This window comes from Microbacterium bandirmense, from assembly GCF_037204185.1.
In the GTDB taxonomy this organism is placed as follows: domain Bacteria; phylum Actinomycetota; class Actinomycetes; order Actinomycetales; family Microbacteriaceae; genus Microbacterium; species Microbacterium bandirmense.
On the sequence record NZ_JBBDGM010000009.1, the window covers coordinates 63,153 to 78,164 of the forward strand.

A 15,012-nucleotide genomic window follows, 5' to 3' on the forward strand; every position below is an offset into this window, starting at 1 on the left:
CCGCGGCACCGAATCCCCGGAGGTTGAAATGCTCAGCACCAAGAAGAAGATCACCGCAGCTCTCTCGCTCGGCTTCGCCGGCGTACTCGTCCTGGCCGGATGTTCGATGGGCGGCGAGACCGAGTCGGCGCCGGCCGAGCCCGACGCGCCCGCGGCGACGGAGGAGGCGACGGACCCCATGATGGACCCGGCGGCGAACCTGGTCGGTCCCGGCTGCGAGGCCTACGCCGAGCAGGTTCCGGATGGCGATGGCTCGATCCAGGGCATGTCCCAGGATCCCGTCGCCGTCGCAGCATCCAACAACCCGCTGCTCACCACGCTCGTCTCCGCGGTCAGCGGCCAGCTGAACCCCGACGTGAACCTCGTCGATACGCTCAACGGCGACGAGTTCACGGTGTTCGCACCCGTCGACGACGCTTTCGCGAAGATCGACCCCGCCACCATCGAAGCGCTGAAGACCGACGCCGACACGCTGAGCTCGATCCTCACGTACCACGTCGTCCCCGGCCAGATCGCTCCCGCCGACATCGAGGGCATGCACACCACCGTGCAGGGCGCTGACGTCGAGGTCACCGGTTCGGGTGAGGAGTGGATGGTCAACGACGCGAACGTCATCTGCGGTGGTGTACAGACCGCCAACGCGACGGTCTACCTGATCGACTCGGTGCTGATGCCCCCGGCCGAGTGAGAGACCGGCCCGTGCGCCGTGGGGACGACGCGCAGGCCAGTGAACGGGGCGAGCGGGAGGGGAGCTTCGTTCCCGGGTAACGTGCCCGTCGACTCGTCGGCGGGCACGTTCTCGTGGTGAGTACAAGAAGTGCCCCCGGGGAATTCCGACATCCCGACCCACCGGTTAAAAGCCGGTTGCTCTGCCTCTGAGCTACGGGGGCAGATGCCGGCGCATGAGTCGCCGGCACCGCGTCCGAGTCTAAACCACAGCATTCCCCTGCGCGCTCGGAAGGCATCCGACCACGTCCCGTGCACCCGTGGGAGGATCGAGGACATGAGCGCTCTCGACGACGTACTGACCCGCATCGAGCAGTGGCCGGTGGAGAACGCCGCTGCCGCCGTGATCTCCGCCGACGGTGCCGTGCTCGCCTCGCACGGTGACCTCTCGCAGCCGTACCGGCTCGCCTCGGTCACCAAGCCGCTGACGGCGTACGCCGCGCTGATCGCCGTCGAGGAGGGAGTGTTCACCCTCGAGGATCCGGCAGGGCCGGAAGGATCGACGGTGCGGCACCTGCTCGCGCATACCTCGGGGCTGGACTTCTCCGAGGACAAGGTGCGCGCAGCCCCCGGCACCCGGCGGATCTACTCGAACCGCGGATTCGACGTGCTCGCCGACACCCTGGCCGCCCGCGCCGAGATCCCGTTCGCGACGTACCTGGACGAGGCGGTGTTCGCTCCGCTCGGGATGACCGATTCCCGGCTGGACGGCTCGGCGGGGGCCGGCGCCGTGGCATCCGTCGCCGATCTCGCCCGCTTCGCCGCCGAACTGCAGCATCCGACACTGCTGGCGGCGCAGACGCTCACCGAGGCGACCACGGTCGCCTTCCCCGGCCTCGACGGCGTGCTGCCCGGCTACGGCACGCAACGTCCGAACGACTGGGGGCTCGGCTTCGAGCTGCGCGACGGCAAGAGCCCGCACTGGACGGGCAGCGGCAACTCCCCCGCGACCTTCGGCCACTTCGGGCAGTCCGGGACGTTCCTGTGGGTCGACCCGCAGGCCGGCATCGCCTGCGTCGCAGTCGCGGACCGCGACTTCGGCCCGTGGGCGGTCGAGGCCTGGCCGCCGTTCTCGGATGCTGTACTCGAGGCCCTGCAAGACTGAGCAGACCGCGTGACAGGGCGACTGGGAGCCGAACGTCGGTTCTCAGGATTCAAGACCGACATTCGGCTCCCCGCCACGTGCTCGGTGCCTCCGCACCGCGTCGCGGTTGGAGCAGCGCACCGAGCAGTAGCGCTGGCGACCGTTGCGCGTCACATCCGCGAACACGTTCGTGCAGGGTGAGGCTGCGCAACGCCCGAGCCGGTGCATCCCCCGCTCGGTCAGATGAAGGGCGGTGCCGACGCTGAAGACCGCCTCCAGCACATCCGGAAGCGAACGGCCCGCATCACGGTAGTGCAGATGCCACCCCTCCCCGTCGTGATCCGTCAACTGCGGGTAGGCGGCCGCTGCGGCCATCTGCGTGTTCAGCGCAGCGGCTCGCGCCGCGTCGTCGGTGGCGTCCACGACCGCCAGCCAGCGATCAAGGACGGCACGGGTGCGGGCGTGGTCGTCGGATACCGAGTCGAACGTCATCGTCATGCCGAATTCGCGTGCGCGCTGCTCGATGCCATCACGGTCTTGCGGCCAGTCATTGGCGAGGGAAGCCGCCAGCAGAACAGCGTACTCGCCGTAAGGGTTGAGATGCATAAGGCCATTACATCACCGTGGAAGCATGACCGCATCACGCACCTTGCCCATCAGGATCCCGAACCGCACGCCGCTGCACGAGCACGGCTGGGTCACCGAATCCTCGCATCGCACGTCCGTGGGCGTGGTCGTGTACGTCCACTGCGCGGCCTGCGGCACCCGGCGGGTCGACCTTGATGACAGCACGGGCCTGCCTCCCGTACCCCAGAGCGCGGAAGTCGCGGGCCGTTCGAGCAGGCGATGCGGTCGCCCGGCAGTCTCCGGCGGGTGATGCCGACCGCCGATTCCTCAGCGCGGCACGTCGATGACGCGCTCGGCGCCCGTGACAGACGCCGACACAGCGCCCGCGGCGGCCTCCGCCACCTCCGCGCAGAGGGAGGCGACCTCCGCAGCCGGCGCCCACACCTCGAATTCCGCCACAGCAGCGTACGTCGTCTCACCGAACACGGCGCCGTGTTCGGTGACCCACGCACGCAGCAGGTTCTCGATCCGCCCGGCGTCGGCGTGCGCCACCGGGATCGCGACCTGCGACAGCAGCATCCGATCGACGAGCGAAGCGAGATCCAGCGCCTCGGACACCGCCGACGAGTAGGCGCGCACCAGCCCGCCGGTGCCGAGCTTGATGCCGCCGAAGTAGCGGGTGACGACCGCCACGACGTCAGTGAGGTCCCGCCGCCGCAGCACTTCGAGCATCGGGATCCCGGCGGTGCCGGAGGGCTCGCCGTCATCCGATGAGCGAGCGCGGTCGGCGTGCAGGCCCGTCACCTGGGCGCTGCAGTTGTGCCGCGCGTCCCAGAACCGCTTCTTGATCTCGGCGATGACCGCGTCGGCGTGCTCGGGCGAGGTGACCGGCGCCACGTGCGTCAGGAATCGCGACTTCTTGATCACCAGCTCATGATCGACGGGCGCCGCAATGCTCGCGGGCAGCGAGAGCGAGCGATCGGACACCGCTCCAGGCTATGGCTTCAGTTGCGCTTCAGCATCCAGCCGACAGACTGTCAGCATGCGGATACTGCTGGTCGATGACGAGGTGCGGCTCGCCGACGGCATCCGCCGCGGACTGGAGGCCGAGGGCATGGTCGTCGACGTCGCCCATGACGGCCTCGCCGGACTCGACCGCGCGCGCGACGGCGACTACGACGCGATCGTGCTAGACGTCATGATGCCCGGCATGAGCGGATACCGCGTGTGCCAGGCGCTGCGCGCCGAGGGTGACTGGACGCCGGTGCTGTTCCTCACCGCGAAGGACGGCGAGTGGGACGAGGTCGAGGGCCTCGATACCGGTGGCGACGACTGGCTCACCAAGCCGTTCTCCTATCCGGTGCTCGTGGCTCGGCTGCGCGCGCTGGTGCGGCGGGGTGCACGCGAGCGGCCCGCCGTGCTCGAGGCAGGCGACCTGCGCTTGGACCCCGCCGCACGGCGAGTGTTCCGCGGTGAGGAGGAGATCTCGCTGACCGCGCGGGAGCTCGCCGTGCTCGACTTCCTGCTGCGCCGCCGCGGTGAGGTCGTGACCAAGCGCGAGGTGATCGCCAACGTGTGGGGCGACGACTTCGTCGGCGATGCGAACATCGTCGAGGTGTACATCGGGCATCTGCGCACCAAGATCGACCGCCCGTTCGGGCGCGACGCGATCCAGACCGTGCGCGGCGCCGGCTACCGACTGTCCGGCACGGGCGACTGACGGTGGCGTCGCCGCTGAGATCGATCCGCGCCCGGCTCACGCTCGGTGCGCTGATCGTGGTGGCCATCGCCCTGGTGCTCGGCGCGGTCGTGGCTGTGCAGCTCGTGCGGGTCTCGCTCACCGACGGCGTCGCGCAGACCCTGCAGCAGGACCTCGAGACGATCTCGGACCGACTCGATGATGGCGACATGAGCATCGACGACATCGACGACGACGTGCTGGTGCGCGTGCAGGGCGACACGGACGACGATGACGACGGGCCCCGCGACGAGGTCAACGATTCGGACGCGTCTGCTCTGCCGATCGTGCCCGAAGACACCACGGTGCGCGTCCAGGTCGACGGCGACCCCTACCTGGCGGCAGGCGCCGACAGCGACCGGGGGGCACTCACCGTCGCCCGCTCGCTGGAGGTCGTCGATGACGCGGTCGCCGCGACCGGCGTCGTGCTGGCGGTCGCCGTGCCGCTCGTGCTGGCGCTGGTCGGGGTGGTGCTGTGGGTCGTCGCCAGCCGTGCGCTCGCGCCTGTGGAGCGGCTGCGCGCTCAGGTCGACGCGATCGACGCGACCGATCTCGACCGGCGTGTGGACGCCGGGCGTGACGACGAGCTGGGTGCGCTCGCGCGCACCATGAATCGGATGCTGGATCGCATCGAGCACTCGCAGATCACGCAGCGCCGGTTCGTGAGCGACGCCTCGCACGAGATGCGCTCCCCGCTCGCCACGATCCGTCAGCACGCCGAACTGGCGCAGGCCCACCCCGAGGCCAGCTCACTGGAGAACCTGAGCGGCGTGGTGCTCGACGAGGGGGCGCGGATGCAGGAGCTCGTCGAAGGTCTGCTCGTGCTCGCGCGGCTCGACGAGGGGCGAGGGGGCGCGATGGCACTCACCGACCTCGACGACCTCGCACTGGCCGAGGCGCAGCGGCTGCACGGCATCGGCGTCGGGGTCGACGCACGCGGGATCGGACCGGGACGCGTGCTCGGCAGCGAGCCGCTGCTGGCACGGGCGGTGCGCAACCTCGTCGACAACGCCGCGCGCCACGCGCGCACCCTGGTGACGATCCGCGTGGCGGAACGCGAGGGTCAGGTGGTGCTGCAGGTCGAGGACGACGGCACGGGCATCCCGCCCGCGCAGCGCGAGCACGTCTTCGACCGCTTCGCGCGGCTCGACGAGGCCAGGGCCCGGGATGCCGGTGGCAGCGGTCTCGGACTCGCCATCGTCCGCGAGGTCGCGCTGGCGCATGGCGGCACCGTGACCGTCGGCGACGGCGCGTCAGGGGGCGCGCTGTTCACCCTGTCGCTGCCCGGCACGGCGTCCTGAAGACGCCTTCAGCACTCTTCAGCAGCGCTTCACCGGCCGCGTCGCAGAGTGGAGTCATGAACAGCAGCGAGAACACCCAGCCCCTGTCCGAGGACGCGACCCCGGCCACGACCGAGCACAAGCCGCGGCATCGCCGCAACCTGCTGATCGGCCTCGGCGCCGCGGCGGCCCTGATCGCCATGGGCGGCGGCGCGTACGCCGTCGGCGCCGCGATGGATGACGACGATGACGACGACCGCGTCGGCGTTCAGGTCGCCGATCACGATGGTGCGCACCGCGACGCCTCCGACGACGTCAGCGATGACGACGGCACCGTCGATGAGCGGGGCGAGAGCAGCTCGTCGAACGCCGCCGCGCCGGCATCCGATCCCGCGACGCTGCGCGCCGCCGCAGAGCAGGCCATCGCGCACGTCGACGGCACCGGTGTCACCTCGATCGACGTCAAGTGGCGCGGCTACGAATTCGACGTGCTGCGCACCGACGGCACCGAGGTCGAGGTCTTCATCGGCCCCGACGGCGCCGTGCGCACGGATGACGACGATGACGACCGCAGCGACGACCCGGTGCTCGACCTGGCGCAGCTCGGCGACATCCTCGCCGCGGCCCAGTCGGCGGCGAGCGCCGAGACCGGCATGGAGGGCACCGTCGATTCGATCTCGACGAGCGATGACGCCTCGAAGCGCTACGAGGTGGACCTCGACCTCGACGACCGCCGCGACGTCGAGGTCGAGCTCACCGCCGATCTGAAGACAGTCACGGTCGAGATCGACGACTGACCGCGCGATCCGCCGAATGCCGGCGTGGCCTGACGGGCCGCGTCGGCATTTCTCACGTCCCGGCGTCGGCCGGCGCTGTCAGCTCGATGAGCTTGCGGAGCGTGTTCAGGTTCCGCGCCGTGCCGGCGGTGCCCAACGCACGATCGAGCACGCCCTTGGTGAGCTTCGTCGAAGCCACGCCGCCATCGCCGTAGTCGATCCACAGGTCGGGCCCGATCAGCGCCGCCCGCTCCCCCGGCTGCAGGCGTGGCGTCAACTGCTCGACCGCCCCGGGAGCGGCTGCGTCCTCGAGGAACATCACGTGCACCATCTTGTCGAGCGCAGCGTCCGGGAACGGGTTCGCCGCCAGCGCCGCGACGAGCTGATCGTGCGTGCGCAGGATGACCGGAGTGTCGACGCCGAAGCGCTCGGCGATCAGCATCCGCACCTCGGCACAGGCGGCGGCATGATCGCCGTCGACCTCGCAGATGATGTTCCCGCTGGCGATGTACGTCGACACCGACTGCAGCTCCGTGCGCTCGGCGAGCAGCGAGCGCAACTCGGCCATCGGCACCCGGCCCGTGCCCGAGACGTTCACAGCACGCAGCAGCAGCGCGCAGCGCTCAGCCCCGGCGGTGCCTGTCACAGGGCGTCGCCGTCGACGGCATCCGCACTCACGGCAAGCACGGCGCCCGCGTGCGCGAGCTCGGCCAGCGCCCGCTCGCTCGACTCCTCGCCGACACCCGCAGTCAGGTCGGTGAGCACCCGCACGTGCACGCCGTGTGCGATGGCGTCCAGCGCCGAGGCGCGCACGCAGTGATCGGTCGCGATGCCGACGATGTCAGCGTCGGTCACCCCGTGCGCGGCCAGCACCTCGGCGGTGCTCGCACCCTCTTCGGTCGTCCCGTCGAACATCGAGTACGCGGGCACGCCCCGCCCCTTGCGCACGTGATGCGTGATGGCGTCGGTAACCAGCAGCGGGTCGTAGTCGGCCCCCGCGGTGCCGGCGACGCAGTGCACGGGCCACGAGTCGACGAAGTCGGGCTCGGCGGCGAAATGCCCGCCGTTGTCGCCATCGGCGTCATGCCAGTCGCGCGACGCGACGATGACGGCGTAGTCGGAGGCGCGTGCGGTCAGCAGCTCGGATACGGCGGATGCCACCGCGTCACCGCCCGCGACCGCGAGCGCTCCGCCCTCGGTGAAGTCGTTCTGCACATCGACGATCAACAGTGCCCTGGTCATGCTTCGAGGGTACGCCGAGCTGTGCGCATTTGACTTGCCCACCCCGCTTGGTACGTTGGAGAAGCGGGCCGGATACGCTCGCTGCGCTGCCGCCGTTCGCGAGCGCCCGCCCGTTCGGGGCATCAGATGCCCCGCCTGCAGGGCGCGCCACGACTGCGCCTCGTCGTGAGCAGCGCCGTGTTCCTTCCGGCTCCCGCACGGACGGCTGCGCCGTTCGCGCATGCGCGAATCACCTCGCCGGGCGAGGGGTGATGCCGCGCGCGTGCTCACTGACGATAGGAACTGTATGCCGGCCTGCGCAACTCCCGCTCTTGCACCCGACCTCACCCTCATCTCCGGGCCCCTCAAGGCCACTCTGCCCTCCCGTTAGCACTCTCCCGTCCCCGTGCTCCGGTCTCACCGCCGGCCCTTCGACCAGAGAGAAAAACGTGGAAACCCTGCAAACACTTTCCGGACCGATCGTGGTCCTGCTCATGCTGCTGTTCTTCGGCGGCAGCCTGTACATGTCGCTGCGCATCCGCAAGCGCACCGAGAACGCCGACGGCTACATGACCGGCGGCGGCAAGATCGGGTTCGGCATCTCGGCGGCATCCATGACCGCCACCTGGATCTGGGCGTCGTCGATGTACGCCTCCGCCACCTCCGGCTACACCTACGGCATCTCCGGCCCCATCCACTACGGGCTGTGGGGCGCGCTGATGATCCTGCTCATCTACCCCTTCGGCAAGCGGATCCGCAAGGTCGCGCCGAAGGCGCACACCATCGCCGAGGTGATGTTCGCTCGGCACGGCCGCTCCAGCCAGCTGATGCTCGCCGGCTCCAACGTGCTCGGCAGCGTCATCAGCCTCACCTCCAACCTCATCGCCGGTGGCGCGCTGATCTCGATGCTCTCGCCGTTCACGTTCAGCCAGGGCATCCTCGCCATCGGCGCCGGCGTGCTGCTGTACACGCTGTGGTCGGGCTTCCGCGCCTCGGTGCTGACCGACTTCGCGCAGGTGTGCGCGATGCTGGGCGCGGTGATCGTGATCATCCCGGTGGTGTTCTTCGCCGCCGGCGGGCCGAGCCTGTTCGAGACCGGTGCGTCGAACCTCACCCCGCAGCAGGGCGACTTCTTCTCGTCGGATGCGTTCTTCAACCAGGGCGCACCGTACATCGCCGCCGTGCTGGCTTACGCGATCGGCAACCAGACCATCGCCCAGCGCCTGTTCGCCGTGCGCGAGGACCTCATCAAGAAGACGTTCATCACCGCGACCTTCGGCTACGGCGCCACCATCATCGGCATCGGGATGCTCGGAGTCATCGCCCTGTACGCGGGGATCACGCCCGAGGGCGGCGACGTGAACAACCTGATCCCGCAGATGGCCGCGACATACCTGTCACCGCTGCTGCTGTGCGTGTTCTTCGTGATGATCATCGGCTCGCTGTCGTCGACGGCCGACGCCGATCTGACCGCCCTGTCGTCGATCGTGATGGCCGACATCTACGGTCAGAACATCGCCGGCAAGAAGAAGGCCAACCCGCGCACGATGGTGCTGATCGGCCGCATCACGATGGTCGTGGCGATGGTGGCCGGGCTCTACTTCGCCGGCAGCCAGTTCAACATCCTCGACCTGCTGGTGTTCGTCGGCGCACTGTGGGGTGCCCTGGTGTTCCCCGTGATCGCGAGCTTCTACTGGAACCGCGTCACCAACCTCGCCTTCTCGGTGTCGGTCGTCGTCGCACTCGCTGCGTTCCTGCCGGTGCGCTTCGAGTGGGTCGACCTCACCGGCCCGATCGGGATCGTCTCGGATGTGCTCTCGACGATCGGCATCGGCGTGGTGCTGGGGCTCATGGCGTTCGGCTTCTTCGGCAAGCGCGTGGCGCTCATCGTGGGAGTGGTGGCGACACTGGCATCCGCCCCCTTCGCGATCGGGTTCCTGCACACCTACCCGGTGCTGTCGGGCTCGCTCATCGCCTACGCGGTCTCGACCATCGTCTGCGTCACCCTCACCCTGCCGAGCAAGAAGGAGGACTTCGACTTCGACCTGATCAAGCAGCGCACGGGCGACTTCGATTCCGTCGACACCGACGAGCTGAACACCGAGCTCGCCGAGCTGACCGAAGCCGAGCAGCCGCTCAACGTCGAGAACGAGAGTAACTGACATGGAACTGTCGACCATCGCACTGACCGCCTACGTGCTGGTGTGGCCCGTGATCGTCGCGGGAACCCTCACCGTGATCGTCCGCGCCTTCGTCAAGGAGGCCAAGAAGGCCAAGGCCGAGGGACGCTCGATCATCTGATCGCGCCGCCGGCTGAAGCACGAGAAAGGCCCGGGATGCTGAGCATCCCGGGCCTTTTGCGAGCCACCTGTCAGGATCGAACTGACGGCCTTCCCATTACGAGTGGGATGCTCTACCACTGAGCTAAGGTGGCGTGCGCGGTGAACCGCGGCACGATCAACGATCCTACTATGCCGAGGCCGTCACCGCGAAACCGGGCGGTGGCTCATCGGCCATCTCAGCCCCGCGCGGCGATCGCCGCGGCATCCACTCCCGCCGGCAACTCGCCGAAGAGGAACCCGCCGGCATCCTCGCCGAGGCGCGAGGCGATGAACCCGTCCGCCACGGCGGCCGGGGCGTGCTGCACCAGCAGCGCCCCCTGCAGCGCCAGCGCCAGTGCGCTGACCAGCCCGCGGGCACGGCCCTCGGTGGCAGCATCCGACGCCACCGATCGCACCAGCGCACGCGTGCGGTCCAGGTGCGCGTCGAGACGGACATCCGCCCCGCGCGCCGACGTCACCTCGGCGTCGAACGCCTCGAAGGCCTCGGGCTCGCGGCTGAGCGTCCGCAGCACGTCGAGGGCGATGACGTTTCCCGAGCCCTCCCACACCGCCATGACCGGCTGCTCGCGGTAGCGCATCGCCAGCGGGAAGTCCTCGGTGTAGCCATTGCCGCCCAGACACTCCAGCGCCTCGGCGGCGTGTGCGGGACCGCGCTTGCACGCCCAGTACTTCATCACGGCCGTGCCCAGACGCGCGAAGGCGGTGTCCTGCGCGGACGCATCGTCGTCGTACGCACGGGCCAGGCGCAGCGCGGCGGCGGTGACACCCTCGACCTCGAGCTGCAGATCGGCGGTCACCCCGGTCATCGCCGGCTGATCGATCAGCATCCGCCCGAAGGCGGCCCGGTGCCGCACATGCCAGGCGGCCTCGGCGACCGACTGGCGCATGCCGGCGAGGGAGCCGAGGATGCAGTCCAGCCGCGTGTTCGTGACCATCTCGATGATGGTGCGCACGCCGCGACCCTCCTCACCGAGCAGATGGCCGACGGCGCCCGCGTACTCGACCTCGCTGGATGCATTCGCCGCGTTGCCGAGCTTGTCCTTGAGTCGCATGATGCGCATCGCGTTGCGGGTGCCGTCCTCGCGCAGCCGCGGCAGCAGGAAGCACGACAGGCCGCCGGGGGCCTGGGCGAGCACGAGGAAGCCGTCCGACATGGGGGCGGAGCAGAACCACTTGTGGCCGGTCAGCTCGTAGCGCCCTCCCCCGATCGGCACCGCCACGGTCGTGTTCGCCCGCACGTCGGACCCGCCCTGCTTCTCAGTCATCGCCGTGCCGAACAGCGCACTCGTCTTGCCCGGCGCGAGGTCGGCCGAGTACGAGCGCGACAGCAGCCGCGGCATCCACTCGGCGGCGACCTCGGAATGCTGCGCGATGACGGGGGCCGCGGAGTGCGTCATCGACACCGGGCAGGCGTGCCCCGGCTCGATCTGCGCGTACAGCATGAAGGTCGCGGCCCTGGCGACGTTCGCGCCCGGTCGCGGGTCGGCGACCGCGCTGGTGTGCGCTCCGTCGGCGACGGCCGCCGAGATGATGCGGTGGTACGACGGGTCGTACTCGACCTCGTCGATGCGATGACCCCAGCGGTCGTGCGTGCGCAGCTCGGGCTTGTGCCGGTTCGCACGGCGCGCGTGGTGCTGGAACTCGGCCGTGCCGACGTGCGTCCCGGTCGCATGAAGCGCGGTGGCCGCCCACCCCGCGTCGTGCCGCGTCACACCCTCGACGAGGGCGACGTTGGCGGCGTACTCGTCGATCCCCACACGGGCGGGGGCCTGATTGAAGACTTCGTGCGTGCTCACGATCACTCGCCGCGTGGATCGGCGGATCCGGCTCGGGACGTGGTGTCGGATGCCGACCGCGCGCCGACCGCGCGCAGGCAGAGTGCGGTGATCGCGGCGACGATGGCATCGGGCACATCGTCGTCGATCGTGACCGGCGCGAGTGGCCCTGCGAGAGCCTCGCCGATGGCTCCGACGAGCCCGGCGGCGGTGATCCGCGGATCCTGCGGCGCGAACTCCCCTTCGCGCACGCCGTGCATCACGATCTCGGTGAGGATGCCGGCGTAGCCGCGGCGATAGATCAGTCGTTCCTCGTCGATCGCTCGGCCGACAGGCTCGACCAGCAGGGCCCACGCGAAGCGACCACCGCGCAGCGCCCGCGTCGCGAACATCTCGATCACGGCGATCAGCCGGCCGGTGGCGTCCGCAGGCTCGGCGGCCGCCACGGCCTGGTCGACCGCCGCCATCTCCGCACCGGCGATGCGGCGGAACACCTCCGCCAGCAGGTCGTCGAGCCCGGCGGTGTAACTGTACAGTGACCCCGCGCTCATGCCCGCTCGCGCGGTCACCGCCTTCACCGATGCGGCGCCGAAACCGGAGTCGCGCACGATGGCGGTCGCGGCCTCGATCAGGTCCTCGCGGCGCCCTGCTTCTCGGCGATGTGCCATCCGTGCCTCCTCGCAGCGGTCACCCAGGTGTTGAACGGTGGTTCAACACTACGACCCCGTCACTCGCAGCGCAGACCGTCTTCCGGCACGGTGCCGTCGATGAGGAAACCCTCGACGGCGGCATCCACGCAGGAGTCGCCCTTGTTGTAACCCGTGTGCCCCTCGCCGACGCGCGTGACCAGCACGCCGTTCTCGAGCTGCTCGGCCAGAGACTCCGACCACTCGTAGGGAGTCGCCGGGTCGTTGGTGGTTCCGACCACGACGATCGGCCCTGAGCCTGATGCCGGGATCTCGTCACGGGTGCCGGTGGGCGGGTACGGCCAGACCTCGCAGGGGTCGGGTCCGTCCCAGTACGGTGCGAAGGTCGGAGCCTGCTCCTGCACCTTCTGCATCGCCGCGTCCTCCGCGGCGGGGTCGTCTTCGACCGGATAGTCCATGCAGTTGTACGCACGGAACGCCTCGGCGGAGTTGTCGAGGTACGTGCCGTCGGGACCGCGGCTGTTGTAGCTGTCGGCCAGCGCCATCATCACCGAGGGGTCGCCCTGCAGCGCGGCGGTGATGCCCTGCGTGAGGTAGGGCCAGCTCTGCTCGCTGTACAGCGCCGTGATGGTGCCGGTGACCATGGTGTCGACGGTCAGCATCCGCCCGTCGCCGTTCTCGAGCGGCGTGCGCGCGATGCTCGCCAGCAGCGCCTGGAAGTCGGAGATGGCCTCATCCAGGGAGCCGCTGAACGGGCAGTCGGCGGAGCCGAGGCAGTCCTGCATGTACGCCCGCAACGCGGATTCGAAGCCGGCTGCCTGCGTGGTGCCGACCTGCAGGCCGGGCACCGAGGGGTCGATGGCACCGTCGAGCACGAGGCGCTGCGCGCGCTCGGGGTACAGCTTGGCGTAGGTGGCGCCGAGGAAGGTGCCGTACGAGTAGCCGAGGTAGTTCAGGTGGCTGTCGCCGAGTACGCCGCGAATGAGGTCCATGTCGCGCGCCGAGTTGACCGTGGTGATGTAGGGCAGGATGCCGTCGCTGTTCGCCTCGCAGGCGTCGGCGTACTCCTGGTTGCGGACGTTGATCTCGTCTTCCCATTCGGGGGTGCCGCGCTCGGCCTGCAGCACGCCGTAGTTGTACTCGTCCATCTGCTCGTCGTCGAGGCACTGCACGGCGGTGGAGCGCCCCACGCCGCGCGGGTCGAAGCCGATGACGTCGAAGCGCTCGATCAGGTCGGGGCCCACCGCGTACTCAAGGGAGTCGGCGACGAAGTCGTAGCCGCTGCCACCCGGGCCGCCCGGGTTGATCAGCAGCGAGCCCTGGAAGTCGCCCTTCGCCTGATGACGCACCAGCGCGAGGGAGATCTCGGCGTCACCCGGGTTCTCCCAGTCGAGTGGCGCGGTGACCTCGGTGCAGTCGAAGCGTGAACCGCACTGCTCCCAGGTGAGCTCCTGCGAGTAGTACGGCATCAGCTCGGGGGCGATGTCGGACGCGTCGGGCGCACGGGTCTCTGAAGCGGGCATCTCGGGGATCTGAGAGTAGAGGCAGCCCGAGAGGGCGACGGATGCCACGGCGAGTCCCGCGATGAGGGCGCCCAGGCGGCGCAGACGCGACGGACGCGGCCGGCGGATCTCGGTTCGGTGGTTCACGGTGTCCTTCCACTGGAGACGGTGACGAGCAGGCTCTCGAGCGCGAGCAGCGGGGCGACGTTGCGCTCCAGCGACTCGCGGGTGTCGGCGATGGCATCGAGTACGAGGATGCTGCGCTGCACCGGCCACGCGGTGGCCAGCGCCTCGAGCTCGGTGAGCAGCTCGCGGTTGATGAGGTCGTCGCGGCGGCCGAACTGCAGCATGACCACATCGCGATACATCGACTGCAGGTCGGTGAGCACGCGGTCGATGCCGTCGCGCAGGCTGCGGGTCGCCCGCTTCTTCTGCTCGTCCTCGAGCGCCGAGATCTGCGAGCGCAGCGCGGGTGGAACCGCCTGCCCCTCGGCGACGCCGACGGTGCGCAGCAGGGCCGCCCGCTCGGCGGCGTCCCGTTCGGCGGTGAGCGACTTCGCGTCGTCGGTGGCGGCCTGGATGATCTGACCGGCGACCTCGACGGCCGTGCCGACACCGCGCACGCCGAGCACGGCGCGCAGGCTCTCGTCACGTCGACGTCGCGCGTCGTCGTGACCGGCCAGTCGCTGCGCCATGCCGATGTGCCGCTGCGCGTGCCGGGCGGCCCGCTCGGCGACCGCCTCGTCGGCGCCGGTGCGCAGCGTGATCAGCCTGGCGACGTCGGCGACCTCGGGCTCACGCAGCCGCAGTGCGCGCACGCGGGAGCGGATGGTGGGCAGCAGGTCGGCCTCGCTGGGCGCGCAGAGCACCCAGACGGTCTGCTCGGGTGGCTCTTCGAGCGCCTTCAACAGCACGTTCGAGGTGCGCTCGACCATGCGATCGGCATCCTCGACGACGATCACCCGGTACCGGCCGGCGGACGGGGCGAAGTACGAGCGCTCCACCAGGGCGCGCGCCTCTTTGATCGTGATGATCACCTTGTCGGTGCGCAGCGCCGTGACGTCGGGGTGCGTGCCGGCGAGCACCTGGCGCATCGTCGCCTCGTCGTCCGGATCCTCGGCGATGAGGGCCGCGGCGAACGCGTATGCGAGCGTCGAGCGCCCCGACCCTGGAGGGCCGGTGATCAGCCAGGCGTGCGACAGCGACGCCGGATCGGATGCTGCCTGCCGCAGCGTCTGCACGGCGGCATCCTGCCCCCACACGTCCGCCCACGGGAACGGTGCGGTCTGGACGGCGGTCATGGGGTCCAGCCTATCGACGGCATCCGACAGCTGACTGCACGGCGGACGACCGC

15 protein-coding genes and 2 tRNA genes are annotated in these 15,012 nt (G+C 69.8%); 7 read left to right on the forward strand and 10 right to left on the reverse strand.

Annotated features, from left to right (window positions below; translation table 11 throughout):
* Positions 1-28 precede the first annotated feature (28 nt).
* Positions 29-688: a fasciclin domain-containing protein gene (locus WDU99_RS11695; protein ID WP_337332641.1), complete on the forward strand. Its 660-nt coding sequence runs from the start codon at positions 29-31 to the stop codon at positions 686-688.
* A 130-nt stretch (positions 689-818) separates the two neighbouring features.
* On the opposite strand, the gene WDU99_RS11700 is transcribed toward WDU99_RS11695, so the two are convergent.
* A tRNA-Lys gene (locus tag WDU99_RS11700) sits at positions 819-890 on the reverse strand.
* Positions 891-1,003: 113 nt separating this feature from the next.
* On the opposite strand from WDU99_RS11700, the gene WDU99_RS11705 reads away from it, so the two are divergent.
* Positions 1,004-1,831: a serine hydrolase domain-containing protein gene (locus WDU99_RS11705; RefSeq protein ID WP_337332642.1), complete on the forward strand. Its 828-nt coding sequence runs from the start codon at positions 1,004-1,006 to the stop codon at positions 1,829-1,831.
* Between the two features lie 42 nt (positions 1,832-1,873).
* On the opposite strand, the gene WDU99_RS11710 is transcribed toward WDU99_RS11705, so the two are convergent.
* Entirely contained in the window at positions 1,874-2,416 is a 543-nt protein-coding gene (locus WDU99_RS11710) for a CGNR zinc finger domain-containing protein (protein WP_337332643.1), read from the reverse strand.
* Positions 2,417-2,704: 288 nt separating this feature from the next.
* Positions 2,705-3,364 (reverse strand): YigZ family protein, encoded by a 660-nt coding sequence (locus WDU99_RS11715; RefSeq protein WP_337332644.1) that lies wholly within the window; start codon positions 3,362-3,364, stop codon positions 2,705-2,707.
* 55 nt (positions 3,365-3,419) lie between these two features.
* Here WDU99_RS11715 and WDU99_RS11720 point away from each other — a divergent pair, with 55 nt between their 5' ends.
* The 3 genes from WDU99_RS11720 to WDU99_RS11730 are packed head-to-tail and all read left to right on the forward strand — an operon-like array spanning position 3,420 to position 6,192.
* Positions 3,420-4,097 carry a response regulator transcription factor gene (locus WDU99_RS11720; RefSeq protein ID WP_337332645.1) on the forward strand — a complete coding sequence of 226 codons (678 nt, stop codon included), beginning with the start codon at positions 3,420-3,422 and terminating at the stop codon, positions 4,095-4,097.
* A 2-nt stretch (positions 4,098-4,099) separates the two neighbouring features.
* Positions 4,100-5,416, forward strand: coding sequence for a sensor histidine kinase (locus WDU99_RS11725; protein WP_337332646.1), 1,317 nt, complete (start codon positions 4,100-4,102; stop codon positions 5,414-5,416).
* A gap of 56 nt (positions 5,417-5,472) precedes the next feature.
* Positions 5,473-6,192, forward strand: coding sequence for a hypothetical protein (locus tag WDU99_RS11730; protein WP_337332647.1), 720 nt, complete (start codon positions 5,473-5,475; stop codon positions 6,190-6,192).
* 52 nt (positions 6,193-6,244) lie between these two features.
* Here WDU99_RS11730 and WDU99_RS11735 read toward each other — a convergent pair whose 3' ends face one another.
* Together WDU99_RS11735 and WDU99_RS11740 are read right to left on the reverse strand one after the other, a co-directional pair.
* Positions 6,245-6,817, reverse strand: coding sequence for a DUF1697 domain-containing protein (locus WDU99_RS11735; RefSeq protein WP_337332648.1), 573 nt, complete (start codon positions 6,815-6,817; stop codon positions 6,245-6,247).
* Positions 6,814-7,413, reverse strand: coding sequence for an isochorismatase family protein (locus WDU99_RS11740; protein ID WP_337332649.1), 600 nt, complete (start codon positions 7,411-7,413; stop codon positions 6,814-6,816). The genes WDU99_RS11735 and WDU99_RS11740 overlap by 4 nt, the downstream gene beginning before the upstream one ends.
* A 473-nt stretch (positions 7,414-7,886) precedes the next feature.
* On the opposite strand from WDU99_RS11740, the gene WDU99_RS11745 reads away from it, so the two are divergent.
* Positions 7,887-9,554 (forward strand): sodium:solute symporter family protein, encoded by a 1,668-nt coding sequence (locus WDU99_RS11745; protein ID WP_337332702.1) that lies wholly within the window; start codon positions 7,887-7,889, stop codon positions 9,552-9,554.
* Between the two features lies 1 nt (position 9,555).
* Positions 9,556-9,693 (forward strand): putative transporter small subunit, encoded by a 138-nt coding sequence (locus WDU99_RS11750; RefSeq protein ID WP_337332650.1) that lies wholly within the window; start codon positions 9,556-9,558, stop codon positions 9,691-9,693.
* Positions 9,694-9,754: 61 nt separating this feature from the next.
* On the opposite strand, the gene WDU99_RS11755 is transcribed toward WDU99_RS11750, so the two are convergent.
* From WDU99_RS11755 to WDU99_RS11775, 5 genes are all read right to left on the reverse strand, one after another.
* Positions 9,755-9,826 (reverse strand) — tRNA-Thr (locus WDU99_RS11755).
* 84 nt (positions 9,827-9,910) lie between these two features.
* A complete protein-coding gene (locus WDU99_RS11760; protein WP_337332651.1) occupies positions 9,911-11,530 on the reverse strand; it encodes an acyl-CoA dehydrogenase family protein in 1,620 nt (539 codons plus the stop codon).
* A gap of 2 nt (positions 11,531-11,532) precedes the next feature.
* A complete protein-coding gene (locus tag WDU99_RS11765) occupies positions 11,533-12,177 on the reverse strand; it encodes a TetR/AcrR family transcriptional regulator (protein WP_337332652.1) in 645 nt (214 codons plus the stop codon).
* Positions 12,178-12,236: 59 nt separating this feature from the next.
* A complete protein-coding gene (locus tag WDU99_RS11770; protein WP_337332653.1) occupies positions 12,237-13,805 on the reverse strand; it encodes an alpha/beta hydrolase in 1,569 nt (522 codons plus the stop codon).
* Positions 13,802-14,959 (reverse strand): DNA polymerase III subunit delta', encoded by a 1,158-nt coding sequence (locus WDU99_RS11775; RefSeq protein ID WP_337332654.1) that lies wholly within the window; start codon positions 14,957-14,959, stop codon positions 13,802-13,804. The genes WDU99_RS11770 and WDU99_RS11775 overlap by 4 nt, the downstream gene beginning before the upstream one ends.
* Positions 14,960-15,012 lie beyond the last annotated feature (53 nt).